The organism is Pseudomonas sp. BIGb0381 (genome assembly GCF_024809815.1).
Lineage (GTDB): Bacteria > Pseudomonadota > Gammaproteobacteria > Pseudomonadales > Pseudomonadaceae > Aquipseudomonas.
The window spans coordinates 299,749-324,200 of sequence record NZ_JANUEN010000008.1 but is presented as its reverse complement, the minus strand read 5'-3'; the positions used below and the strand labels follow the sequence as shown (position 1 = coordinate 324,200).

At 60.5% G+C, this 24,452-nt stretch carries 23 protein-coding genes; 16 read left to right on the top strand and 7 right to left on the bottom strand.

What is annotated here, in order from left to right; translation table 11 throughout:
- The first annotated feature begins 428 nt into the window (after nt 1-428).
- The 7 genes from M2397_RS21900 to M2397_RS21870 all read left to right on the top strand — a co-directional run bounded on the left by M2397_RS21900 (nt 429) and on the right by M2397_RS21870 (nt 8,741).
- The gene (locus tag M2397_RS21900) at nt 429-1,787 is read left to right on the top strand and encodes a glutamine synthetase family protein (RefSeq protein ID WP_003176780.1); all 1,359 of its coding nucleotides are present in this window, start codon (nt 429-431) and stop codon (nt 1,785-1,787) included.
- A 58-nt stretch (nt 1,788-1,845) separates the two neighbouring features.
- Entirely contained in the window at nt 1,846-3,210 is a 1,365-nt protein-coding gene (locus M2397_RS21895) for an aspartate aminotransferase family protein (RefSeq protein ID WP_131697560.1), read from the top strand.
- A gap of 181 nt (nt 3,211-3,391) precedes the next feature.
- Nucleotides 3,392-4,486, top strand: a complete 1,095-nt coding sequence (locus M2397_RS21890; protein WP_131697742.1) for a polyamine ABC transporter substrate-binding protein — start codon at nt 3,392-3,394, stop codon at nt 4,484-4,486.
- A 155-nt stretch (nt 4,487-4,641) separates the two neighbouring features.
- Nucleotides 4,642-5,736: a polyamine ABC transporter substrate-binding protein gene (locus M2397_RS21885; protein ID WP_259244392.1), complete on the top strand. Its 1,095-nt coding sequence runs from the start codon at nt 4,642-4,644 to the stop codon at nt 5,734-5,736.
- 64 nt (nt 5,737-5,800) lie between these two features.
- A complete protein-coding gene (locus tag M2397_RS21880; protein WP_027608405.1) occupies nt 5,801-6,943 on the top strand; it encodes an ABC transporter ATP-binding protein in 1,143 nt (380 codons plus the stop codon).
- A complete protein-coding gene (locus M2397_RS21875) occupies nt 6,940-7,860 on the top strand; it encodes an ABC transporter permease subunit (RefSeq protein WP_027608406.1) in 921 nt (306 codons plus the stop codon). Before M2397_RS21880 ends, M2397_RS21875 begins: the two co-directional genes overlap by 4 nt.
- Entirely contained in the window at nt 7,857-8,741 is an 885-nt protein-coding gene (locus M2397_RS21870) for an ABC transporter permease subunit (RefSeq protein WP_095185162.1), read from the top strand. The genes M2397_RS21875 and M2397_RS21870 overlap by 4 nt, the downstream gene beginning before the upstream one ends.
- 112 nt (nt 8,742-8,853) lie before the next feature.
- Here M2397_RS21870 and M2397_RS21865 read toward each other — a convergent pair whose 3' ends face one another.
- Complete coding sequence (locus M2397_RS21865) at nt 8,854-9,495, bottom strand: HD domain-containing protein (RefSeq protein WP_131697558.1); 642 nt, start codon at nt 9,493-9,495, stop codon at nt 8,854-8,856.
- Nucleotides 9,496-9,787: 292 nt separating this feature from the next.
- Between M2397_RS21865 and M2397_RS21860 the strand changes: the two genes are divergently transcribed.
- Nucleotides 9,788-10,759 carry a GlxA family transcriptional regulator gene (locus tag M2397_RS21860; protein ID WP_259244391.1) on the top strand — a complete coding sequence of 324 codons (972 nt, stop codon included), beginning with the start codon at nt 9,788-9,790 and terminating at the stop codon, nt 10,757-10,759.
- A gap of 29 nt (nt 10,760-10,788) precedes the next feature.
- On the opposite strand, the gene M2397_RS21855 is transcribed toward M2397_RS21860, so the two are convergent.
- Nucleotides 10,789-13,143: a penicillin acylase family protein gene (locus M2397_RS21855; protein ID WP_259244390.1), complete on the bottom strand. Its 2,355-nt coding sequence runs from the start codon at nt 13,141-13,143 to the stop codon at nt 10,789-10,791.
- A 30-nt stretch (nt 13,144-13,173) separates the two neighbouring features.
- Nucleotides 13,174-13,749, bottom strand: a complete 576-nt coding sequence (locus M2397_RS21850; protein ID WP_259244389.1) for a DUF6436 domain-containing protein — start codon at nt 13,747-13,749, stop codon at nt 13,174-13,176.
- Between the two features lie 99 nt (nt 13,750-13,848).
- On the opposite strand from M2397_RS21850, the gene M2397_RS21845 reads away from it, so the two are divergent.
- Nucleotides 13,849-14,790 carry an alpha/beta hydrolase gene (locus M2397_RS21845; RefSeq protein WP_259244388.1) on the top strand — a complete coding sequence of 314 codons (942 nt, stop codon included), beginning with the start codon at nt 13,849-13,851 and terminating at the stop codon, nt 14,788-14,790.
- A 58-nt stretch (nt 14,791-14,848) separates the two neighbouring features.
- On the opposite strand, the gene M2397_RS21840 is transcribed toward M2397_RS21845, so the two are convergent.
- Nucleotides 14,849-15,601 carry a DUF2059 domain-containing protein gene (locus M2397_RS21840; RefSeq protein ID WP_131697553.1) on the bottom strand — a complete coding sequence of 251 codons (753 nt, stop codon included), beginning with the start codon at nt 15,599-15,601 and terminating at the stop codon, nt 14,849-14,851.
- Between the two features lie 131 nt (nt 15,602-15,732).
- Here M2397_RS21840 and M2397_RS21835 point away from each other — a divergent pair, with 131 nt between their 5' ends.
- A complete protein-coding gene (locus M2397_RS21835; RefSeq protein WP_131697741.1) occupies nt 15,733-16,365 on the top strand; it encodes a 2OG-Fe(II) oxygenase in 633 nt (210 codons plus the stop codon).
- Between the two features lie 2 nt (nt 16,366-16,367).
- Complete coding sequence (locus M2397_RS21830; protein WP_259244387.1) at nt 16,368-16,850, top strand: DUF523 domain-containing protein; 483 nt, start codon at nt 16,368-16,370, stop codon at nt 16,848-16,850.
- Here M2397_RS21830 and M2397_RS21825 read toward each other — a convergent pair.
- Nucleotides 16,801-17,325, bottom strand: a complete 525-nt coding sequence (locus M2397_RS21825) for a transporter substrate-binding domain-containing protein (protein ID WP_145336930.1) — start codon at nt 17,323-17,325, stop codon at nt 16,801-16,803. The genes M2397_RS21830 and M2397_RS21825 overlap by 50 nt on opposite strands.
- 134 nt (nt 17,326-17,459) lie before the next feature.
- On the opposite strand from M2397_RS21825, the gene M2397_RS21820 reads away from it, so the two are divergent.
- The gene (locus tag M2397_RS21820; RefSeq protein ID WP_131697550.1) at nt 17,460-17,900 is read left to right on the top strand and encodes a DUF4399 domain-containing protein; all 441 of its coding nucleotides are present in this window, start codon (nt 17,460-17,462) and stop codon (nt 17,898-17,900) included.
- A gap of 68 nt (nt 17,901-17,968) precedes the next feature.
- On the opposite strand, the gene serA is transcribed toward M2397_RS21820, so the two are convergent.
- A complete protein-coding gene (gene serA / locus M2397_RS21815; protein WP_010167810.1) occupies nt 17,969-19,198 on the bottom strand; it encodes a phosphoglycerate dehydrogenase in 1,230 nt (409 codons plus the stop codon).
- A 205-nt stretch (nt 19,199-19,403) separates the two neighbouring features.
- Between serA and M2397_RS21810 the strand changes: the two genes are divergently transcribed.
- From M2397_RS21810 to M2397_RS21795, 4 genes are all read left to right on the top strand, one after another.
- A complete protein-coding gene (locus M2397_RS21810; RefSeq protein ID WP_053127893.1) occupies nt 19,404-20,798 on the top strand; it encodes an FAD-binding oxidoreductase in 1,395 nt (464 codons plus the stop codon).
- 22 nt (nt 20,799-20,820) lie between these two features.
- Nucleotides 20,821-21,486, top strand: coding sequence for a fumarylacetoacetate hydrolase family protein (locus M2397_RS21805; protein WP_259244386.1), 666 nt, complete (start codon nt 20,821-20,823; stop codon nt 21,484-21,486).
- 171 nt (nt 21,487-21,657) lie between these two features.
- Nucleotides 21,658-22,584, top strand: a complete 927-nt coding sequence (locus tag M2397_RS21800; protein ID WP_259244385.1) for an SdiA-regulated domain-containing protein — start codon at nt 21,658-21,660, stop codon at nt 22,582-22,584.
- A gap of 121 nt (nt 22,585-22,705) precedes the next feature.
- Nucleotides 22,706-23,620, top strand: coding sequence for an SdiA-regulated domain-containing protein (locus M2397_RS21795; protein WP_131697547.1), 915 nt, complete (start codon nt 22,706-22,708; stop codon nt 23,618-23,620).
- Nucleotides 23,621-23,691: 71 nt separating this feature from the next.
- Here the strand turns inward: M2397_RS21795 and rpiA are convergent, their stop codons facing one another.
- Nucleotides 23,692-24,363 (bottom strand): ribose-5-phosphate isomerase RpiA, encoded by a 672-nt coding sequence (gene rpiA, locus M2397_RS21790; protein WP_131697546.1) that lies wholly within the window; start codon nt 24,361-24,363, stop codon nt 23,692-23,694.
- Between the last annotated feature and the right edge of the window lie 89 nt (nt 24,364-24,452).

Sequence of the window (24,452 nt, the reverse complement as noted above, 5' to 3'; positions counted from 1 at the left end):
CGCAGGCTTGAGCGGGCCGTGTTGTATTTTTTACGGGGGTGTTGTGTAAAAAAATGAACAAGGCTAAGCTCGATTCAAACCCATAACAGCAATAATACCGGGGTGCTTCATGTCTCGCCTGCCGCCACTCGGCGTCTCAGCCTGCTTCAGCCAGGCTTTGTCCGCAGTCCGTTCGTCCCGCGTGAGTGCCCACGCACCGGCCAATATTCTTGACGGCCCATCCGCTCTCCTCTTTGCCATTTCGACTGCCACTGACCGGCTCTCTTCTGCGCGGCCGCTCATGATTCTGCACGACTTTGGCTTGAGGAATGCAACGCTGCAGCAAATGGCAGGTAAGCTCCTACCCTGAACGAAAAAACGACGCGGATGCTGCGTCAACCAACGCCTGGCCTTTAATGGATGCCAGGAAACCCAGCCCAGAGGCATTTATGAGTAACAACCTCGACCAGCTCACCGATTGGTTGAAAGACCACAAGATCACAGAAGTCGAATGCATGATTGGCGACCTGACCGGTATCACCCGGGGCAAGATCTCGCCGACCAACAAGTTCATCGCCGAAAAAGGCATGCGCCTGCCCGAGAGCGTTCTGTTGCAGACCGTGACCGGCGACTATGTCGAAGACGACATCTATTACGAATTGCTCGACCCGGCGGACATCGACATGATCTGCCGCCCCGACCAGAACGCGGTGTTCCTGGTGCCCTGGGCCATCGAGCCGACCGCCCAGGTGATCCACGACACCTACGACAAGCAAGGCAACCCGATCGAGCTGTCGCCGCGCAACGTACTCAAGAAAGTCCTCAAGCTCTACGCCGACAAAGGCTGGCAGCCCATCGTGGCGCCTGAGATGGAGTTCTACCTGACCAAACGCTGCGAAGACCCTGACTTCCCGCTGCAACCGCCGATCGGTCGTTCCGGGCGTCCGGAGACCGGCCGCCAGTCCTTCTCTATAGAAGCAGCCAACGAATTCGACCCGTTGTTCGAAGACGTCTATGACTGGTGCGAGCTGCAGGAGCTGGACCTCGACACCCTGATCCACGAAGACGGCACGGCGCAGATGGAAATCAACTTCCGTCACGGTGATGCCTTGTCCCTGGCCGACCAGATCCTGGTGTTCAAGCGCACCATGCGTGAAGCCGCGCTCAAGCACGACGTGGCGGCCACCTTCATGGCCAAGCCGATGACCGGCGAGCCCGGCAGCGCGATGCACCTGCACCAGAGCATCATCGACATCGCCACCGGCAAGAACGTCTTCTCTAACGAAGACGGGACCATGAGCCAACTGTTCCTCAACCACATTGGCGGCCTGCAGAAGTTCATCCCTGAATTGCTGCCGCTGTTTGCTCCCAACGTGAACTCGTTCCGTCGCTTCCTGCCCGACACCTCGGCGCCGGTGAACGTGGAGTGGGGCGAAGAAAACCGCACCGTCGGCCTGCGCGTCCCGGATGCCGGCCCGCAGAACCGTCGCGTGGAAAACCGCCTGCCGGGCGCCGACGCCAACCCGTACCTGGCGATTGCCGCCAGCCTGCTGTGTGGCTACATCGGTATGGTCGAAGGCCATAACCCGAGCGCCCCGGTGGTGGGGCGTGGTTACGAGCGCCGCAACCTGCGCCTGCCGTTGACCATCGAAGACGCCCTGGAGCGTATGGAAAACAGCAAGACCATCGAGAAATACCTGGGTCAGAAATTCATCACAGGCTACGTCGCGGTCAAGCGGGCCGAGCATGAAAACTTCAAGCGCGTGATCAGTTCGTGGGAGCGGGAATTCCTGCTCTTCGCCGTCTGATGCGCCGGGCGCACGGGGAAACCTGTGCGCCCTTCACTGAAAAGTCTAGGAGATTGGTATGTCCAGCAACAACCCGCAAACCCGTGAATGGCAAGCCTTGAGCAGTGATCACCACCTGGCGCCGTTCAGCGACTTCAAGCAATTGAAAGAGAAAGGCCCACGGATCATCACCAAAGCCCACGGCGTTTACCTGTGGGACAGCGAAGGCAACAAGATCCTCGACGGCATGGCCGGCCTGTGGTGCGTGGCGATCGGTTACGGTCGCGTTGAACTGGCCGACGCCGCCGCCAAGCAAATGAAAGAACTGCCGTACTACAACCTGTTCTTCCAGACCGCTCACCCACCTGTACTGGAGTTGGCCAAGGCGATTTCCGACATCGCGCCTGCCGGCATGAACCACGTGTTCTTCACCGGTTCCGGCTCCGAAGGCAACGACACCATGTTGCGTATGGTCCGCCACTATTGGGCGATCAAGGGCCAGCCGAACAAGAAAACCATCATCAGCCGCAAGAATGGCTACCACGGCTCCACCGTGGCTGGCGCCAGCCTGGGCGGCATGACCTATATGCACGAACAGGGCGACTTGCCGATCCCGGGCATCGTCCATATCGCCCAGCCGTACTGGTTCGGCGAAGGCGGCGACATGAGCCCCGAAGAGTTCGGGATCTGGGCCGCCAACCAGCTGGAAGAGAAGATCCTGGAACTGGGCGTGGACAACGTCGGTGCCTTTATTGCCGAGCCGATCCAGGGCGCCGGTGGCGTGATCGTGCCGCCAGACAGCTACTGGCCGCGCATCAAGGAAATCCTCGCCAAGTACGACATCCTGTTTGTTGCCGACGAAGTGATCTGCGGTTTCGGCCGTACCGGTGAGTGGTTCGGTAGCGATTTCTACGACCTCAAGCCCCACATGATGACCATCGCCAAGGGCCTGACCTCCGGTTACATCCCCATGGGCGGCCTGATCGTGCGCGACGACGTGGTGGCCGTGCTCAACGAAGGCGGTGATTTCAACCACGGCTTCACGTACTCCGGCCACCCGGTGGCTGCGGCAGTGGCCCTGGAAAACATCCGCATCATGCGCGATGAAAAAATCGTTAACCGCGTCCACGACGAAACGGCACCGTATTTGCAGAAACGTCTGAGGGAGCTGGCGGATCACCCGTTGGTGGGGGAAGTGCGCGGTGTCGGCATGCTCGGTGCAATTGAGCTGGTTCAGGACAAGGCGACGCGCAAGCGTTACGAGGGCCGGGGCGTAGGCATGATCTGCCGAACCTTCTGCTTCGAGAATGGCCTGATCATGCGTGCCGTGGGCGACACCATGATCATTTCGCCGCCTCTGGTGATCAGCAAGGCTGAAATCGACGAGTTGGTGACCAAGGCTCGTCATTGCCTGGACCTGACTTTGGCGGCATTGCAGGGCTAAGTGCTAGGCTCAGTGCGCAGCGCACCGGGCAGTTATAAATGTAGGGGCTTTGGTTGAAAGCCGGCCCCTGAACTTGCCAGACTGTCGCCCTGTTTTGTTGCCCTCTGGAAGGGTCGCTGAACATAAAAGAACGTGGCCCAAAAAAGAAAAATTGGAGCATCACCAAATGAAGGCATTAGGTTTGAAGAACGCTGGCAAGACCCTCCTGGCCTTGTCCCTGATGGGCGCAATGGCGGGCGCGGCCCAGGCAGACGATAAAGTGCTGCACGTCTACAACTGGTCCGACTACATTGCACCGGACACCATCGCCAACTTTGAAAAAGAGTCGGGCATTAAAGTGGTGTACGACGTTTTTGACAGCAACGAGACACTCGAAGCCAAGTTGCTGGCAGGCAAGTCCGGTTACGACATCGTCGTACCGTCGAACAACTTCCTCGCCAAGCAGATCAAGGCCGGTGTCTACCAGGAGCTGGACAAGTCCAAACTGTCCAACTACGGCAACCTGAACACCTCCCTGCTTAAAGCCGTGTCGGTCAGCGACCCGGACAACAAGCATGCTTTCCCGTACATGTGGGGTTCGATCGGCATCGGCTACAACCCGGACAAGGTCAAGGCCGCGCTGGGCGTGGACAAGATCGATTCGTGGGACGTGTTGCTCAAGCCTGAAAATATCGCCAAGCTCAAGAGCTGCGGCGTGAGCTTCCTCGACTCGCCGACCGAAATGCTGCCGATCGCGCTGCATTACCTAGGCCTGCCAACCGACAGCCAGAAGAAAGAAGACCTCAAGCAGGCCGAAGCGCTCTTCTTGAAAATCCGTCCTTCGATCGGCTACTTCCACTCGTCCAAGTACATCTCCGACCTGGCCAACGGCAACATCTGCGTAGCCGTGGGTTACTCGGGTGACATCCAGCAGGCCAAGTCCCGCGCGGCTGAAGCCGGTGGCAAGGTCAAGGTGGCCTACGACATTCCGAAAGAAGGCGCCGGTAGCTTCTTCGACATGGTCGCCATCCCTAAAGATGCCGAAAACGTCGACGCTGCTTATAAGTTCTTGAACTACCTGCTCAAGCCGGAAGTCATGGCTTCGATCACCAACAGCGTGCGCTTCCCGAACGGTAACGAGAAGGCCACCGCACTGGTCGACAAAGACATCACCAATGACCCGGGCATCTACCCGCCAGCGGATGTGCAAGCCAAGCTCTACGCCATTGCAGACTTGCCGGCTGCCACCCAGCGTGAAATGACACGCAGCTGGACCAAGATCAAGTCCGGTAAATAAACCGGTCTTTGTTAACCACCGCGCAGCCCGCGGTGGTTAATGAAACAAATAAATGACAGAAAGTTTTGCCGGATCGGTTTATCGAGGGTAAGTTGCGCGCCGGTTTTGTTGCCGGGCAACAACTTTAAGGCCCAACTATTTAAGAGGACCTCCACTTGCCAATTTCTTTATTTCGCCAAGCCTTGCTGGTAGGTGCAGGTATCACGCTGGCTGTCAGCGTGCAGGCTGCACCGACTGTGCATATTTATAACTGGTCGGATTACATCGGCCCCGACACCCTGGCCAACTTCGAAAAGGCCACCGGCATCAAACCCGTGTATGACGTGTTTGATTCCAACGAAACCCTGGAAGGCAAGTTACTGGCCGGGCGTACCGGCTATGACGTGGTGGTGCCGTCCAACCACTTCCTCGGCAAGCAGATCAAGGCCGGTGCGTTCCAGAAGCTCGACAAGTCGCTGCTGACGAACTACGCCAACCTGGATCCGGTGTTGCTCAAGCGCCTGGAGAAGAACGACCCTGGCAATCAGTACGCCGTGCCGTACCTGTGGGGTACCAATGGCATCGGTTACAACGTCGACAAAGTGAAGGAACTGCTGGGCGTCGACAAGATCGACTCCTGGGCCGTGTTGTTCGAACCGGAAAACATGAAGAAGCTGGCCACCTGCGGTGTGTCGTTCATGGACTCGGCGGACGAAATGCTGCCGGCAGTGCTTAACTACATGGGCCTGGACCCTAACAGCACCAACCCGGACGACTACAAGAAGGCTGAAGAAAAGCTGCTCAAAGTGCGGCCCTACGTGACCTACTTCCATTCTTCCAAATACATCTCCGACCTGGCCAACGGCAACATCTGCGTGGCCGCCGGGTTCTCCGGCGATGTGTTCCAGGCCAAGGCTCGCGCAAGCGAAGCGGGCAAAGGCGTGAACATCGCCTACGCAATTCCGAAGGAAGGCGGCAACCTGTGGTTTGACGTGCTGGCGATTCCCAAGGATGCCACCAACGTCAAGGAAGCCCACGCCTTCATCAACTATTTGCTGAAATCTGAGGTGATCGCTCAGGTCAGTGACATCGTCGGCTACGCCAACCCTAACCCAGGGGCGGACAAGCTGATGGAGCAATCGATACGCACCGACGAAGCGGTTTACCCACCGCAGGCGGTTCTCGACAGGACATTCGTCAACTTCGAGCTACCCCCGAAAGTGCAGCGTTTAATGACCCGTAGCTGGACCAAGGTCAAGACGGGTAAGTAAGGCTCACACTATCCTGGGTTCGCCCGCCTCGGGCGAACTGCACTCTTTTTTGGGAGTTTCGTAAATGGCAGTTGCCTCCGGCGCCTATAAGAAAGCCCTCGAGGGCGACCAGACACCGAAAAAGGTGCTGGTCAAAATCGACCGGGTCACGAAGAAGTTCGACGAGACGATTGCCGTGGACGATGTGTCCCTGGAAATCAAGAAAGGCGAGATCTTCGCCTTGCTCGGCGGTTCGGGTTCGGGCAAGTCCACCCTGCTGCGTATGCTCGCAGGCTTCGAGCGCCCGACTGAAGGTCGGATTTACCTCGACGGTGTGGACATCACCGATATGCCGCCCTACGAGCGGCCGATCAACATGATGTTCCAGTCCTACGCCTTGTTCCCACACATGACCGTGGCGCAGAACATTGCGTTCGGCCTGCAACAGGACAAGATCCCCAAGGCCGAGGTCGATGCCCGCGTAGCCGAAATGCTCAAGCTGGTCCAGATGAGCCAGTACGCCAAACGCAAGCCGCACCAGTTGTCCGGTGGCCAGCGTCAGCGTGTGGCGTTGGCCCGCTCCCTGGCCAAGCGCCCGAAACTGCTGCTGCTCGATGAGCCGATGGGCGCCCTCGATAAAAAGCTGCGCTCGCAGATGCAACTGGAACTGGTAGAGATCATCGAGCGCGTCGGCGTGACCTGCGTGATGGTGACGCACGACCAGGAAGAGGCCATGACCATGGCCGAGCGCATCGCGATCATGCACCTGGGCTGGATCGCCCAGATCGGCAGCCCGATCGACATCTACGAGACGCCGACCAGCCGCCTGGTGTGCGAATTCATCGGTAACGTCAACATCTTCGACACCCAGGTGGTGGACGACGCCGAAGGCCACGCGGTGCTCAAGTGCCCGGACCTGGACCGCGATATCTACGTGGGCTACGGCATCGCCACCTCGGTGGAAGACAAGTCGGTGACCTACGCCATCCGCCCGGAAAAACTGCTGGTCACCACCGAAATGCCGACCTGCGAGCACAACTGGTCCAGCGGCAAGGTGCACGACATCGCCTACCTGGGCGGCCACTCGGTGTTCTACGTCGAGCTGCCAAGCGGCAAGCTGGTGCAGTCCTTCGTCGCCAACGCCGAACGCCGTGGCCAGCGTCCAACCTGGGGTGACCAGGTGTACGTGTGGTGGGAAGACGACAGCGGCGTGGTACTGCGCACATGAACATGAAGAAGCTCAAGCGGCGCTTGCACCGCATCGTCCCCAGTGGCAAGCAGGTGGTCATCGGGATTCCGTTCCTGTGGCTGTTCCTGTTTTTCGCCCTGCCGTTTTTCATTGTCCTGAAAATCAGCTTCGCCGAAGCCGACGTAGCGATCCCGCCGTACACCGAGATCTACACCTACGTCGAACAGAAGCTGCAGGTGGTGCTGAACCTGGCCAACTACAGTTTGCTGGCAGGTGATGAGCTGTACATCGCGGCGTACCTGGGCTCGCTGAAAATGGCGTTCTTCAGCACGCTGCTGTGCCTGCTGATCGGCTACCCGATGGCCTACGCCATTGCCACCGCACGCAAAGAGATGCAGACCGTGCTGGTGCTGCTGATCATGATGCCGACCTGGACCGCGATCCTGATCCGCGTGTATGCGTGGATGGGCATCCTCAGCAACAACGGTTTGCTCAATGGCTTCCTGATGTCCATGGGGTTGATCAACGAGCCGCTGCAGATCCTCAACACCAACATCGCGGTGTATATCGGCGTGGTCTATTCGTACCTGCCGTTCATGATCCTGCCGCTGTATGCCAACCTGGTGAAGCATGACCAGAGCCTGCTGGAAGCCGCATCGGACCTGGGTTCGAGCACCTTCAACAGCTTCTGGAAAATCACCGTGCCGCTGTCCAAGAACGGCATCATCGCCGGCTGCATGCTGGTGTTTATCCCGGTGGTGGGCGAGTTCGTGATCCCGGAACTGCTCGGTGGCCCGGAAACCCTGATGATCGGTAAAGTGTTGTGGCAAGAGTTCTTCAACAACCGTGACTGGCCGGTGGCGTCTGCCCTGGCGGTAGTGATGCTGGCGATCCTGATCGTGCCCATCATTCTGTTTAACCGCAGCCAAGCCAAAGAGATGGAGGGCAAGATATGAAGCGCGTCAGTTTCTCAAGCTTCATGCTGGTGGCGGGGTTGTTGTTCATCTACCTGCCGATGCTGATCCTGGTGATCTACTCGTTCAACGAATCCAAGCTGGTAACGGTGTGGGGCGGTTGGTCGATCAAGTGGTACGTGGGCCTGCTGGACAACACCCAGTTGATGGGCTCGGTGGCGCGCTCCCTGGAAATCGCCTGCTACACGGCAGTGGCTGCTGTTGCGCTGGGTACGTTGGCGGCGTTTGTGCTGACGCGCATCAGCCAGTTCAAGGGCCGCACGCTGTTCGGCGGCCTGGTGACCGCACCGTTGGTGATGCCGGAAGTGATCACCGGTCTGTCGCTGCTGCTGCTGTTCGTGGCCATGGCGCAGATGATCGGCTGGCCCCAGGAGCGTGGCATCGTCACCATCTGGATCGCCCACACCACGTTCTGTGCGGCGTATGTGGCGGTGGTGGTATCGGCGCGCTTGCGTGAGCTGGACCTGTCGATCGAAGAAGCGGCGATGGACCTGGGTGCGCGGCCGTGGAAGGTGTTCTTCCTGATCACCATCCCGATGATCGCGCCGTCGTTGGCGGCGGGCGGCATGATGTCGTTCGCACTGTCCCTGGATGACCTGGTACTGGCCAGCTTCGTCTCGGGCCCGGGCTCTACGACGTTGCCGATGGAAGTGTTCTCGGCCGTGCGCCTTGGGGTAAAACCCGAGATCAACGCCGTGGCCAGCCTGATTCTGCTGGCGGTGTCGCTGGTGACCTTCCTGGTGTGGTTCTTCAGCCGACGTGCCGAAGAGATGCGCAAGAAGGCCATCCAGCAAGCCATCGAAGAAGCCGCTGCCGATGGCTGGAAACAGCCGGACGTGCGTCGGGCGCAGGCGCCGGTCTAAAGGTGGGAGGGGGCTTGCTCCCGATGGCGGTGGGTCAGTCAATAGATGCAGTGACTGACACTCAGCAATCGGGGGCAAGCCCCCTCCCACATTTGATCGCATTTCAACTCCGCTACGCCAACCACGGCGACTTGCGAATCACCTCGACAAAATTCATCGGCTTGAACCCCGGCTCCTGATCCACCAGCACATCCGTCTTCACGTTGCCAAACGTGGTCTGCGGGCGATGGCGCAAGCCGTCGGCAAACGCGCAGATGATGCACTCCTTGAACCCTTCACCGCGTGGATGCGCATGCACCACGGCGTCGCGCTGCACGCTGCTGAACGCGGCGTAGTCCATGCCCAGCACGTCCATTTCGACGCCGGCTGTCACCAGGGCCACGGTCGGGCGCAGGTGCTGCGGTACGCCCGGCGTGGTGTGCAGGGCGATGGACAGCCACACCTGTTCGATATCGTCGTCGCTCAGCCCGTAAGGCTTGAGAAAGGCCGCGGCGGCGTTGGCGCCGTCCACTTCGAAGCGTTCGTCGTCACTGCGATGGCCTTCCACCAGGCCCAGGTCATGGAACATGGCGCCGACGTAAAGCAGCTCCGGGTTGTAGGCCAACTGCTTGCGCTCACCGCTCAAGGCGCCGAAGAGGAACACCCGGCGCGAGTGGTGGTAGAGCAGGTCGGATTCGATGTCGCGGATGTATTCGGTGGTGGCCTTGGCCAGGGCGCTGTCCGGGATCTTGATGCCGGCGATGGTGGTGGTCATGGTGGCTCTCCTCTGGAAAGCAGTCAGTTTGGTCGCTGGTCGGTGCAGCGACCATCGCGGTGAGGGCGCGATCCCGGCCAATGTGCCGACACATCGTGCCAAGCAGAAATCGACTAGGGTGTAGCGGGCGATATCACTCTGGAAGCCTGCGAAAATCCCAGTGTGGGAGGGGGCTTGCTCCCGATTGCTGAGTACCAGGCACTGCATCTGCTGACTGATACAGCGCCATCGGGAGCAAGCCCCCTCCCACAGGGTTTGCATTTTATTCTGCTAGAAAAAGGTGTCTGTGAGCATGCACAAGACCGTCGCGATCCTGATCTTCCCCGGCGTCCAGTCACTGGATGTGACCGGTCCCATGGATGTGTTCTGCGAGGCCAACCGCTTTCTGGTACCCGAAGATCATTACCAGTTGGAAGTGATAGGTTTAGGCCACGGCACGATGGCGGCCTCCAATGGCCTGTCACTCCAGGCCCATAAGCATTACAGCGAAGCCCTGCAGGCCTATGACCTGCTGCTGGTCGCGGGCGGCCCGCAGTTACCCTTCGAGGACTTCGGCGCTCCGTTCGATGATTGGCTGCGTGGCGCCACCGCCCGGGCGCGACGGTTTGGCTCTATCTGTAACGGGGCCTTCATGCTGGCGCGCGCCGGATTGCTGGACGGAAAAACCATCACCACTCATTGGAACGACGCCGCTGACCTGGCGCGCCTGTGTCCTTCGGCTCAGGTCGAAGCCGACCGCCTCTACGTGCAGGACGGCAACCTTTACACTTCGGCCGGGGTCACGGCGGGCATCGACTTGTCGCTGTACCTGCTGGCCCAGGACCACGGCCCGGAAGTGGCTTTGAGCGTGGCCAAGCGCCTGGTGGTGTTCACCCAGCGTTCGGGCGGGCAGTCGCAGTTCAGCCCGTTTCTTATACCCCACGCCGAAACCACATCGGCGGTAGCGCTGGTGCAGCTGTATGTATTGGCGAATTTGACCGGGGATCTGACCATCGCCGACCTGGCAAGGGCCGCCAATATGAGCGCGCGCAATTTTTCTCGGGTGTTTGCCCGTGAGGCGCAGGTTACGCCTGCGGAATTTGTTGAGCGGGCGCGGGTGGATGCGGCGCGGGTGATGCTTGAAAGTACTCACGCGCCATTGAAAACCGTGGCGTACCAATGCGGTTTTCGCGATGCCCAGCACATGCGCAGTGTGTTCAATCGCCGCCTGGGGGTGACGCCGCAGCAGTTTCGGCTCAACTTTGCGTCCCCAGCAACGGCGTAGACCAACTGTAGGCGTTGGCTTGCATAGGGCTACCGCGCCGGTAGCAGCTTCAAGGTGCCGCGCGTATTCGCCGTGACTTCCTCATCACTGAAATGCGCCTGCTCGTAACCGCCTTCGATATAGGTCTCTGCCTGGTCGCCATAGTGCTTGTCAAACGGCACACCGCTTTGACCGACCGGGTTGATCGTCAGCGCGTGGGCCACGTCGGCGAAGTCGATCAGGCGGCGGGTGGACGGGCCGTAGGTCACTGGCCATGGCGCGGGGCCGATGACGGCCGACTGGTTGTTCGGCACTTCGTGGGTGCCGGGGGCCGGGAACGGGCCGACGTTGACGATCAGGTCCAAGGGTTTCTGTGAGCCCAGCGGATGACCGTGGGTCAGGGTATGGGCCTTGCCCCACTGCCATTGCGTCGGGTCATCGCCGAAGGTGGCCTTGAGGTGCGCGAGGCTGTTGTCCCAGGCCCGCTTGACGCTGTCGGCGCGCTTGCCGTCCCACCAGGGCGAGGCCGGGTCGGCAGCCAGGCGGGGCAGGGCGGCGTCGATCACGCGGGTCGTGAGCAAGGTCTTGAACATACCATCGCCCAGTTTCGGGTGGAAAGCCGCGTCGGCGAGGTTGAACAGGAACTGGTTGAACAGCGTGGCGCTGGTGGAATCCAGCGGGTAGTCACCCTTCCAGCTGGCAAGCTGTTCCACCAGCTTCAACTGCGCCGGGTCCGTGACCACCTCGCGCAGTACCGGCAACAGCGGCGCGAGCAGGCGCGGGCCGAAGGCGGTGGTGGTGCCCAGTTGCAGGGCCTGGCTGTTGTTCACATCCCACTTCACGCTCTTGTCGCTCAACTGCGCGTTCAACTGCTGGCCACGGTCGGCGAGGTTGTAATAGCCGGGGATTTCCATGCCGGTGGGCGATACCGGCTGGGCATTGGCCGACACCACATAGCCACGCGCCGGGTTTTCTTCCTGGGGGTTGGCGCTGAAGGGGTAGAAGCCCAGCTTGTCGGCCTGGGCGGTGCTGCCGTCGAGGATAAAACCTGGGTTGGTGCCGGCCGGGCGAATCGGCAACTGCGCCGCCGCCCACCAGCCGATGTCGCCCTTGGCATTGGCCCACACGATATTCAGCCCCGGTGCCGACACCTTGGCCGCCGCCGCGCGCGCCTTGGCCAGGGTGTCGGCGCGGTTGAGCTGGTAGAAACCTTCGAGGATCGGGTTCTGGGTGTCGAGGAACGCCCACCACATGGCAATCGGCGTCTTGCCGCCGTTCTCGCCGAGCACGTCATTGACGATCGGGCCGTGGGGCGACTGGCGCAGGGTGAGGCTGACCGGTGCCTGGCCTTTTACGGCGATCTGTTGCTCGCTGCGGGTCATGTCGACCCACTGGCCGTGGTACCAGACCTGGTTGGCGTTGTCCGGGTTGACCTTTTCGGCGATCAGGTCGAGGTCGTCGTTCTGGAACATGGTCAGGCTCCAGCCGAAATCCAGGTTGTGCCCCAAGAACGCCACGGGCACCAGCGCGTTGTGGTAGCCATACAGCTCAAACCCCGGCGCCGACAGCTGCGCCTCGTACCACACCGATGGCACCGAGAAGCGGATATGCGGGTCACCCGCCAGCAGCGGTTTGCCGCTCTTGGTGCGGCTGCCACTGATGGCCCAGGCGTTGCTGCCCTCGAATTGCGGCAAGCCGTTGTCGGCCAACGCCTGCTCGCTCAGGGCGGCGAGGGCGTCGAGGGTTTTCCAGTCATTGTCGGCCAGGTTGAGGGCGCCTTTGGGTTGCCAGTCGAGGTCGAAGACTTTCAGGTAATCGCTGCCCAATTGGTCGCGCACGTAAGTCAGCAAGGGCTCGGTACGAAACGCAGCGGCAAAGCTGTAGGCCATGTACCCGGCGACGCTGATGGTGTCCTCGGCGGTAAACGGGCGCCTGGGGATGCCCAGCACGTCGAACTCCATCGGGCGGGCGTGGCTGTCCTGATATTGGTTGATCCCGTCCAGGTAGGCTTGCAGGGCCTTCCAGTGCGCCGACTCATGGTCCTGCTGCGCCACGTAGGTGGCGGCGCGGTCGCGAATGCGCAGGCTGCGGAACAGCTTGTCGGTCTCCAGCAGCTTCGGCCCGAGCACCTCGGCCAACTCGCCACGGGCCAGGCGCCGCATGACCTCCATCTGGAACAGGCGGTCCTGGGCATGCACGTAGCCCAGGGCGCGATACAGGTCGGTCTCGTTCTCGGCGCGAATATGCGGCACGCCACGATCGTCGTAGCGCACGGTGACCGAGCCTTGCAGGTTGGCCAGTTCAACCGTGCCCTGGCGGCTGGGTTGCTTGCTGTAGACGTACCAGCCCGCACCGAGGCCGATCAGCACCAGCAGAACCGCGAGAACCCGCAAGACGCGCTTCATGGACATTCCTTACCGAGAGTGGGTGGCGAGCTACAAATCTTTCGACCACGAACAATAGCAGCCCACCGCCAGGGTGTGCGTGGCATTCACCTCTCGCCCAGCTTCAAGGGCTTTCAGGATCGGCTCGATAAAACTGTTATTGGCGTTACACGTCAGCCCTTCGCTGTACGGCCCGAAATACGCGAGCTTGCCGGTTCGGTCCCAGATGCCCACGGCCGGGCTGGCCGGCACCTGGTCGGCGCCGGGCAGGGCAGTGAGGGTTTTCATCTGGCGCAGGTTATCGGGCAACTGACCGTGGCTGCTGGCTTTTTGCAGGGCATAGAACTCGACGCCCTGGGGCGCGTACTGCTCGATCAACTCGCCCAGGTGTTGCTGGTTGCCGACATTGCACGGGCAAGCCGGATCCCAGAAATGCACCAGGCGGATCGGCCCGGGGCCTGCGAGTTCGGCGGGCAGTTGCAGGGCATCGCCGGAAAACACTGCCGTGTGCTCACTGAAAGCGCGCAGGTAGCGGCCCTGGAACCAGTCATACGCCGCCCACAGCACACCGGCGCAGATGATTAGGATCAGGCTGGCGAACAGGGCGTTACGGTAAGGCTGTCGCATTCGGATCTATCCTCGCAGGTCGCGTAGCTTGCCATGCTTGTCCTGACAGATGAATATCGCAGCTCGATATTCATCTTCGCCGCAAGTCTGGAACCCTTTATGCCCGTGACCTTTGACCCTGATCACCTTCGCGAAAGCCTGCGGCCCCTGGTGGATGCGCAACCGCTTTCAGCCGAAGCGCGGGTCTACCAGCGTTTCTATGGACTGGACCTGAGCACACGCAAAGTGCCGACAGTGAGTCGGCTGGGGCGTTTCGAGGTGGATGGGTTTGAGGTGGTCGCTCAGGTGTGGTGGCCGCCCGTGCCGGTGGCGACGATGTTTATGTTCCACGGCTTCTACGACCATATGGGCCTTTATCGCCACGTAGTGAACTGGGCGCTGGACCAGGGCTTTGTGGTGATCGCCTGCGATTTGCCGGGCCATGGTTTGTCCAGCGGCGCGCGCGCCAGCATCGATGATTTTGCCGTGTACCAGGATGTGGTGCAGGCGCTGTTCGTCCAGGCCCAAGCGCTGCAATTGCCGCAGCCCTGGCATTTGTTCGGGCAAAGCACCGGCGGCGCGGTGGTAGTAGACCACCTGCTCAACCAGGGGGCCGAGAGCCCGGCCCAAGGCAAGACCTTCCTGCTCTCACCGCTGGTGCGGCCGCGTGCGTGGGGGTGGTCGCAGGTCAGCTATTACCTGCTGCGCCCGTTCGTCAAAGGCATCGCCCGGCGTTTCAGCGAGAACACCAACGACCCGCAGTTCAAGCCATTCCTGGAGGCCGACCCGCTTCAGCCGCGCCAATTGCCAACCGCCTGGGTAGGAGCGCTGGCGCGCTGGATCAAACGCATCGAAGCCGCCCCGCGCAGCCCACGGCGGCCGGTGATTGTGCAGGGTGAGGAAGATATGACGGTGGATTGGCAGCACAACTTGCAGGTGCTGCGGGGCAAGTTCGACCAACCCGAGGTGTTAATGCTGCCGCGTGGGCGGCATCACCTGGCGAACGAGATTCCGGAGATTCGTGAAGAGTATTTCCGGTATTTGACAGACCATTTGAAATAACACAATCCAAATGTGGGAGGAGGCAAGTCGAATCGTCGCACCGCCCCTCCCACATTTTCTACTGCGTCAGGCTTGAAGTGCTCTGGCCGACCGCCAGCCCCGCACGAATCGCTGCCAGCGCCGCCTGGTAATACGCCTTACCCTCCGGCGACTCCGCAAACGTCGCGAACTCCTCCAGCTCGGGGTCGGACAAATCCCGATAGACGTACAGCAACGTGTTGTTCAAGTCCTTGTCGATCTGTTGCATCAGCCGCTCACGCTGGCCATTCAACATGCCCTGAGCCTGACCACCACCCAGCAGGCCGGGGATCATCTGGCTCAAGCTGTCGGCGGCTACACCGGCAATCGCCAGGCTCACTTCGGCCCCGGCTTCACGGGCAGGCAGGGCCTGGGCCAGGTGGCCGATGATCAGGCTGCGGGTGGCGTCGGCTTCGATCTTGGGCAGGCCCTGGGCATTTTTTGCCAGTTGGTCACGGCGCGTGGCCAGCAATTCGGCGGCGACGATCTTGCGGCCCAGCGGCGACTGGAAGAACGCCAAGGCGGGCTTGGGGTCCGCCAGGTTCTTGCGCAGTTGCGCCTCGGCACGTTGGTCCATGGCCTGGGCGCCAAAGCGTTTATTGCTGTTGTCCACCAGCGCCTGGTACACCGCCGGCGGCAGGCTATTGCGGTAGCGTTGCTGGGCAGCACTGAGGGCGTCATTGAAGTGCGCACGTTGTTCGGCCCAGCCGGCGACCTTGTACAACTGGTCATGGCCGTCTGCCCAGGCGGGCAAAACGCAGAACATCAGCAAGGAAAAAAACAAACGACGCATATGGACTCCTGTCAGTCGGCCACTATTGTCCGTGTCGGGCGTAGGATTTGTCGAGAAGTCCTATCAGTCACCTGACTAAAGTGTATTCAGACGCTCGGCGGCTCTGTCGGATTCACAGGCGTATGGATACTATGCGCGCCATGCAAATACCCCTCGATCACCCCCTGCTGCAACGCATCGTTGATGACCTGGCCGAAAAAGGCTGGTCGCAGCAGAACGGCTTCCTGCCCCAGGCTCTGACCCTGGAACTGGCGGCTGAGTGCCGTAAACGTGCGGCCGAGGGTGAATTAGCCCCTGCGGCGGTGGGGCGCGGACCGGCCCAGGAGATTCGCGAGGGCATTCGCGGCGACCATATCCAGTGGCTGGAGGAGGGCGACGCGGCGGTCTGCGACAGCTATATGGCGGTAATGGACAGCCTGCGCCTGGCGATGAACCGTGGTTTGTTCCTCGGCCTGGAGGATTTCGAAAGCCACTTCGCGATGTACCCGCCCGGCGCGTTTTACCTCAGGCACCTCGACCGTTTTCGCGACGACGACCGGCGCATGGTCTCGGCGGTGATCTACTTGAACGATGCCTGGCTGCCCGAGCACGGTGGCCAGTTGCGCATGTACCTCAAGGACGGCGTCGAATACGATGTGGTGCCCACCGGCGGAAGCCTGGTGGTGTTCCTGTCGGGCGAGGTGCCCCACGAAGTCATGCCAGCCACGCGCGAACGCCTGTCCCTCACCGGGTGGTTTCGCCGGCGCGGCAACGAGCCGTTTTAACCATGCAAAAGATTCTGATCAGCCGCTGCCTGCTCGGCCACAAGGTGCGCTACGACGGCGGGGCCAGCGGGCCGTTCGACCCGTTGGCGGCGTGGCAGGCTGAAGGTCGTGTGGTTGCGATCTGCCCGGAAGTGTCGGGCGGTTTGCCGACGCCCAGGCCCTCTGCCGAGATTCCGGGCGGGCAGGGCATCGATGTGTGGGAAGGCCGCGCCCGAGTGCTGACTGCCGAGGGCGAAGACTTCAGCGCCGCCTTCCTCGACGGCGCCCGCCAAGCTCTGGCGTTGGTGCAGCGCCATGACATCCGTATCGCCATCCTCAAGGCCAATAGCCCGTCCTGCGGCAACCTGCTGACCTATGACGGTACCTTCACCGGTGTAAAGGTCAGTGGCGAGGGTGTAACGGCGGCGCTGCTCAAGCGCCATGGCGTGCAGGTGTTCAGTGAGCTGGAGTTGCCTGAGGCGGCACAGGCGTTGGCGCGCCTGTAGGAGCGTCGCCCTCGAACCACTTCTGCGACAGCGCCTTTAATCGGCCATCGTCCTTCACCCGCTTCAGTGCCCCGTCCAAGCTCGTCTTGAAGGCCGGGTTGCCCTTCTGGAACGGGATCACCAACTCAGGCTTCTCGTGATAAGCCTCGCTGAAATCGAAACGATCCTTAAGCTCGGCAGTCATAGCGATATGGTTGATGGCCACATCGTATTTGCCGGTTGAGACCCCTGGCAGCATATCGGCGTCATCGGTGGTGATAAATGAGGGGCGCACGTCCATTTCTTTTGCCAGCAGTTCACCCAGCTCGACTTCAAAGCCGGTGAGTTTGTCGCCTTCCTTGAAGTTGTAGGGCGGGGTGTTGGCTTCAAGGGCGATGCGCAGTTCGCCGCGATCATTTACATCGTCGATCAGTTCGGCGTGAGCCAGGGGGCTCAGAAGGGGTAGCAAAAGTAACAGGCCAGGCGAAAAGCGCATGGTCACTCCTAGAGAATTCGAATGTGCGAGGCGCCGTTCAGCATCGCTTTGCTATGGTGGTGAGTGCCTTGGACAGCAATTTATCGCGAAGTTGTCGAAACCCTACAGATTTCACAGAAAAACTGGAGAAGCGAATGAAAGCCCTATTGTCCCGTGCAACGATTGCCAGCCTGTTGCTGGGTGCCTCGATGTTGGCGACCGCCGCCGACGGCATCCCGCGCAGCGCTCCACCCGAAGGCGCCAAAGTGTTTATCGTCTCGCCAAAAGACGGTGCCACCGTCGATAAAACCTTCACCGTCAAATTCGGCATGGAAGGCCTGAAGCTGGCCCCGGCCACTGACCAAACCGCAGGCACCGGCCACCACCACCTGCTGATCGACCAGAAAGCGCTGCCTGACGCCAGCGTGCCGATCCCGGCCACCGACACCGTGATTCACTACGGCAAGGCCCAGACCGAGACCGAGCTGACCCTCACCCCAGGCAAACACACCCTGCAACTGGTGGCCGGCGACAAGCTGCACATGCAGTTCGACCCGACGGTAGCCTCGAAAGTCATCACGGTTAACGTCAAGTAAGATGTGTTCAGACAAAAAAATGGGAGACCCACACGGGCCTCCCATTTTTTTGTGCCGCGTTTGCAGCGTTAGAACAACACGCGGCTACGGATAGTGCCGTTGATGTGCTGCAGCTTCTCTTGCGCCAGGTCCGAATACTCGGCATCGACGTCGATCACCACGTAGCCGACCTTCTCGTTGGTCTGCAGGAACTGACCGGAGATGTTGATGCCGTTTTCCGCGAAGACCTTGTTGATCTCCATCATCACGCCAGGAATGTTCTGGTGGATGTGCAGCAGACGGTGCTTGCCAGGGTGAGCCGGCAGGGCTACTTCCGGGAAGTTGACGGACGAGACCGACGTACCGTTGTCGCTGTACTTGACCAGCTTCTCCGACACTTCCAGGCCGATGTTGGCCTGGGCTTCAGCGGTGGAGCCGCCGATGTGCGGGGTCAGGATCACGTTGTCCAGGCCACGCAGCGGGCTTTCGAAGATGTCGTCGTTGGAGCGTGGCTCCACCGGGAACACGTCGATTGCGGCGCCGATCAGGTGCTTGTCCTTGATCGCGTCGGCCAGGGCGTCCAGCTCGACCACGGTGCCGCGTGCAGCATTGATCAGGATGCCGCCTTTCTTGATGGCGCGGATTTCCTTCTCGCCGATCATCCACTGGGTCTCAGCGGTTTCCGGAACGTGCAGGGTGACGATGTCGGACATGCCTAGCAGTTCGGTCAGGCTCGACACCTGGGTGGCGTTGCCCAATGGCAGCTTGGTCAGGGTGTCGTAGAAGAACACCTGCATGCCCAGGCCTTCGGCCAGTACCGACAGTTGCGTACCGATCGAGCCGTAACCAACGATACCCAGCTTCTTGCCCCGGATTTCGAAGGAGTTGGCCGCGCTCTTGATCCAGCCGCCACGGTGGCAGGAGGCGTTCTTCTCAGGGATACCGCGCAGCAGCAGGATGGCCTCGGCCAGCACCAGCTCCGCCACGGAACGGGTGTTGGAGTACGGCGCGTTGAACACTGCAATGCCGCGCTCGCGCGCTGCGTTGAGGTCGACCTGGTTGGTGCCGATGCAGAAACAGCCGACCGCCACGAGTTTCTTGGCGTGGTCGAAGATCTCTTCGGTCAGCTGAGTGCGGGAGCGAATGCCGATAAAGTGCGCGTCGGCGATCTTTTCCTTGAGCTGGGCTTCCGGCAGAGAACTGGTGATGTACTCAATGCTGGAGTACCCGGCGGCCTTCAGTACGTCGACGGCCGATGGGTGGACGCCTTCCAGAAGAAGGAACTTGATCTTGCTCTTATCGAGAGAAGTCTTGCTCATCTGCGTAAACCTGTATCCCGGAGAAAAATGGCAGGGAATCGAGCAGCGCAAGCTGACCCGGACGGCAGGAAAGCCGTCACCGCAGAAACGCCCTTGGGCTCTGTCCTGCGGGGGCGGTATGCTAGCATACGCGCCCCGCTAAACACCTATTCCTGCGACGTGAAGCGTTCTCAGGATGACCATGAATTGTTCGAGAGTTCTGTCGATGACCCATCCTGCCCTGATTGATGAGCTAAAGACCCTGGTTGAGCCCGGCAAAGTGCTGACCGACGCCGACTCCCTGGAGGCTTACGGCAAGGATTGGACCAAGCACTTCGCGCCCGCGCCGACCGCCATCGTGTTCCCCAAGACCACCGAACAGGTGCAGGCCATTGTCCGTTGGGCCAATGAGCATAAGGTGGCGCTGGTGCCATCCGGTGGTCGTACCGGCCTGTCGGCTGCTGCCGTGGCGGCCAATGGCGAAGTGGTCGTTTCGTTCGACTATATGAACCAGATCCTCGACGTGAACCTCACCGACCGCACCGCGGTGTGCCAGCCGGGCGTGGTCACCAAACAATTGCAGAACGTCGCCGAAGAAAAAGGCCTGTACTACCCGGTGGACTTCGCGTCGTCCGGTTCCAGCCAGATTGGCGGCAATATCGGCACCAATGCCGGCGGGATCAAGGTCATTCGCTACGGCATGACCCGCAACTGGGTGGCCGGCATGAAAGTCGTCACCGGCAAGGGTGACGTACTGGAGCTGAACCGCGACCTGATCAAGAACGCCACCGGCTATGACATGCGCCAACTGTTTATCGGCGCCGAAGGCACCCTGGGCTTTGTGGTCGAAGCCACCATGCGCCTGGACCGTGCGCCGAAAAACCTCACGGCGATGGTGCTCGGCACCACCGATTTCGACTCGATCATGCCGGTGCTGCACGCCTTCCAGAGCAAGTTGGACCTGACCGCCTTCGAGTTCTTCTCCGATAAGGCGCTGGCCAAAGTCCTCGGTCGCGGTGACGTGCCCGCGCCGTTCGAAACCGAGTGCCCGTTCTACGCGCTGCTGGAATTCGAAGCCACCACCGAAGAAGTCGCCAACCACGCCCTGGAAACCTTCGAGCACTGCGTCGAGCAGGGTTGGGTGCTGGACGGCGTGATGAGCCAGAGCGAAACCCAGCTGCACAACCTGTGGAAACTGCGCGAGTACATCTCCGAGACCATTTCCCACTGGACGCCGTACAAGAACGATATTTCGGTCACTGTCTCGAAAGTGCCGGCATTTTTGAAGGAAATTGACGCGATCGTCGGCGAACACTACCCGGACTTCGAAATTGTCTGGTTCGGCCATATCGGCGATGGCAACCTGCACCTGAACATCCTCAAGCCGGAAAACCTGAGCAAGGATGAGTTCTTCGCCAAGTGCGCCACCGTGAACAAGTGGGTGTTCGAAACCGTTCAGAAGTACAACGGTTCGATCTCCGCCGAACACGGCGTGGGCATGACCAAGCGTGATTACCTGACCTACAGCCGCTCGCCGGTTGAGATCGAATACATGAAAGCAGTGAAGGCGGTGTTCGACCCGAACGGGATCATGAACCCTGGCAAGATCTTCGCTGTTTAACCGCCCCCGAAGGAGTCGTTTCATGAGCTACCAGCACAAGTATGTCGACGGCACCAACATCCACTTTCCCGTGGGTAAGGTGGTGTGCATTGGGCGTAACTACGCCGAACATGCCAAGGAACTGGACAACCCGGTGCCGACCGAGCCGTTGCTGTTCATCAAGCCGGGCAGTTGCGTCGTCCCGCTGGAAGGCGGTTTCAGCATTCCGACCGAGCGTGGTTCGGTGCACTACGAGGCGGAAATCGCGGTGCTGATCGGCAAACCGCTGTCGAACAAGCCCAGCCGTGAAGAAGTGCTGGATGCCATCTCCGGCTTCGCCCCGGCCTTGGACTTGACCCTGCGCGACAAGCAAGCCGAGCTGAAAGCCAAGGGCCTGCCGTGGGAAATCGCCAAGTCCTTCGACGGCGCAGCGGTGCTTGCGCCATTCGTGGTCGGCAGCACCTTCGCGGACGTGACCGACATTGGCATTCGCCTGACCATCAACGGCGAAGTGCGCCAGGACGGCAACAGCTCACAGATGCTCAACCCGATCATCCCGATGATCCAGCACATGGCCGGCTGCTTCTCGCTGCAGGCTGGTGATGTGATTCTCACCGGCACCCCGGCCGGTGTGGGCCCGTTGAATGTGGGTGATGAGCTGGTGTTGGAGCTGACAGGTGTGAACCGCTTCGAAAGCAGCGTTCGCTAAGCACCTGGTGTGGGAGGGGGCAAGCTCCCTCCCACATTGGGTCCGAGTCCATCTCGTGCATTGGCTTTTGCATTTTTTTCACACCTCATCCGGATAATCCTCAGCCTCCAGCGCGCGGGCCTGTTGATCCTGTGCTATCACCTACCGCTGATCTTCCGGAAAAAGCCCCCAATGGCCGTGCCCCTGCCTTCCGCCACACCCAAGCCGCGTTCTCGTTTTGCCCTGCGCTGGTATTCCTGGCTGTTTCTGGCGGGGGTGATCGTCTATGGCGTTGCTTGGGCCCTGCATTGGGATGACCGCGGCGTGCTGTGGGTACTGGAGCGCTTCGAGACGCCCACCGAGCGCAGTGAAAGCGTATGGCTGCCGGACTACCACGCGGTCATCGACGCCAAGGTGTTGCCGGGAATGGAGAAGGACGAAGCCTCGGACGTCGCCTACAACCCGCAGACCAAAACGCTGTTTTCCGTCATGGGCAAAAACCCGTTTCTCGTTGAGTTGAGCCTGCAGGGCGATGTGCTGCGTAAGATGCCGCTCAATGGCTGGGACAATCCGGAAGGCGTGACCGTGATGGAAAATGGCCTGATGGCGGTGGTCGACGAACGCCAGCACAGCCTGACCATCGTCAAGGTCGACGCCGCCACCCAGCAATTGAACAAGGCGGATTTTTCCAGCTACGACCTCGGCCCGTCCAAAGATCAGAACAAAGCCTTCGAAGCCGTGGCCTGGGATAAGCGCAACCAGCAGATGGTGTTGGGCGAAGAGCGCCCGCCGGCGTTGTTTACCTGGAAAAGCGACGGCAGCCAGATCCTGAACGGTGATAAACAAAAACTCGCCAGCAAAGAGCTGGATATGCGCAACCTCTCGGCCCTGGCTGTCGATCCGCGCACCGGTCACCTGCTTGTGCTTTCAGCAGACTCTCACCTGTTGCTGGAGCTGGACGAGAAGGGCGAACAAGTCAGCTTCATGACCTTGCTGGGCGGCTTCAATGGTCTCAACAAAACCATTCCTCGTGCGGAAGGGGTGACCATGGATGAGGAAGGCACTCTGTACATAGTGAGTGAGCCGAATCTGTTCTATCGTTTCGAAAAGCAGAAATAATCGACCAGTTACGTCGGATATTTCTCTATCAGCGGCATTCGCCAGACATCCGGGCGCGTTTAAGTTTAAATTCAGACAGGCGTGATATTCATTCGCCACTTTTGACTTTGAGCACCCCCCGATGCGTCGATTTGCCCGCCCCAAACCCATTCTCTTTATGCTTGTGCTGATCGCCCTGGTCAGCGCCGGGGCTGTAGCGCAGCACTTTCGCCTGTTCGAGCGCGCCTGGTTCAACTGGCAGGCCTGGCGTCAGCCGGCGGACGAGCGCTCCATCGGCCTGGCGGATTACCGAGTGACCCTTGAGGCCCAGGTTATCGAAGGGCTCGACGACGATGTCTCGGCCCTCACCTACGATCCGGTGCGCAAGAGCCTGTTTACCGTTACCAATAAAAACGCCGAGCTGATCGAGCTGTCCCTTGAGGGCAAGATCCTGCGACGTATCCCGTTGGTGGGATTTGGTGATGCCGAGGCCGTGGAATTTATCAGCGACAACATTTACGTCATCACCGACGAACGCCAGCAGCGGCTGATCAAGGTGCATGTGGATGACGATACCCAATTCCTCGACGCCGCCGATGCGGAACAGATGACCCTGGGCCTGCATGTGGGGGGCAACAAGGGGTTTGAGGGGTTGGCCTATGACTCGGTAGGCAAGCGCCTGTTCGTGGCCAAGGAGCGCGACCCAATGCTGATCTACGAGGTCCACGGCTTTCCCCATTTCAAACCGGAAAAAACCTACTCGGTGCACGTGATCAACAACCCCAAGCGCGATGCCGGGTTGTTTGTGCGCGACCTGTCGAGCCTGCAATACGACGAGCGCAGCGGCCATCTGCTGGCGCTGTCGGATGAGTCGTTTCTGGTGTTGGAGCTGGATATCGACGGTCGTCCATTGAGCAGCTTATCTCTGCTCAATGGGCGCCATGGCCTGAAAAAACGGGTGCCCCAGGCCGAAGGAATCGCCATGGATGACGAGGGCACGTTGTATCTCGTCAGCGAGCCGAACCTGTTCTACGTGTTCAAGAAACCAGAATCCTGAAAATACCGCTGCCCAATGTGGGAGGGGGCAAGTCGAATCGTCGCACCGCCCCTCCCACATTTGGTTTTGCATCAGGCCTTGAGGGTTTTGACGCCTTCAGCGGTGCCCAGCAGCAGCACATCCGCCGGACGCGCGGCGAACAGGCCGTTGGTGACCACGCCGACGATGGCGTTGATCTGGGTCTCAAGCTCCACCGGGTTGGTGATCTGCATATTGAATACGTCGAGGATGATGTTGCCGTTGTCGGTCAACACGCCTTCGCGGTACACCGGATCGCCACCGAGCTTCACCAGTTCGCGGGCTACGTGGCTGCGGGCCATCGGGATGACTTCCACCGGCAGCGGGAACGCGCCGAGCACCGGTACCAGCTTGCTGGCGTCGGCGATGCAGATAAAGGTCTTGGCCACCGCCGCGACGATCTTCTCGCGGGTCAGGGCTGCACCGCCGCCCTTGATCAGGTTCAGGTGTTCGTCGCTTTCATCGGCGCCGTCGACGTAGAACTCCAGGTCGCTCACGGTGTTGAGCTCGTACACCGGAATGCCATGGCCCTTGAGGCGCGCGGCGGTGGCTTCGGAGCTGGCCACGGCGCCGTCGAACGCGCCTTTGTGCCGGGCCAGCGCATCGATAAAGCAGTTGGCGGTGGAGCCGGTGCCGACACCGACGATGCTCTTGTCGTCGAGTTTAGGAAGGATTAAATCGACGGCGGCCTGGGCCACTGCCTGTTTGAGTTGATCCTGGGTCATGCGGGCTCCGGAACGGGCGGGGAGTAAAGAGGGGCGCGAGTATAACCCAACAAAACCTCTGGATTCGTGTGGTCGCCCGGCCAAACGCT